General features: G+C 33.5%; 1 protein-coding gene. It reads left to right on the forward strand.

Features of this window, described 5'->3' with window-relative positions:
* The coding region (locus tag AW165_RS18335; RefSeq protein WP_155859654.1) for a DUF4225 domain-containing protein at positions 1-287 on the forward strand (287 nt) is incomplete at its 5' end.
* Between the last annotated feature and the right edge of the window lie 369 nt (positions 288-656).

Raw genomic sequence — 656 nt, forward strand, 5'->3', positions numbered from 1 at the left:
AGTATCAACATGTAGCCAAACAAATGGGGTTTGGAGTCAATGAGGGAAACTTGGCATATTCAGGCGTTGATATTGCTACTAGTGCCTATGGGCTTTTAAAATCTGATCCTAAAAGTGTAGCTGGATGGGCTGAGGCGGAAAAAGTCACTCAATTTAAATTGTATTATTATTTTTCTAAAGATCTAGAGCGAGGGTGGAGAAGAGCGACAAAATTGTCATTGTTTTCTGAAATGGCAGCGGATGTTGCTACTATTGATAGCGCTATTGAACCGTATTATAAGAAATAGGAATCCATATGGAGTCTGGACTATATATATTAATTGGCATAATTGGTGTCGTTGTTAGTTTTATATTGTCTGAATTATATGTACTAAAGAAAAATGGATTCTTTTTGGGGTTGTATCTATTTGTCTCTGTTCTATTTAACTCTCAACATTACAGTGTTGCATTTAATCAGGAATTTTTGAACTCATGGTTATTTATGTTTTCTAATGATACATCTGTGGCATTAGGTTATGTGCGTCATATTGGTTTAATATTTTTCATATTAACATTAATGACTTTTCCACCATCAAAATTTAGATTATTGCTTTATGTTTTGTTTAGGCGTAGAAACAAATCGAAGTATTGATACCAACAAGAAAGGCTCACCAAAT

Source organism: Acinetobacter sp. LMB-5 (assembly GCF_001541635.1).
Lineage (GTDB): Bacteria > Pseudomonadota > Gammaproteobacteria > Pseudomonadales > Moraxellaceae > Acinetobacter > Acinetobacter pittii.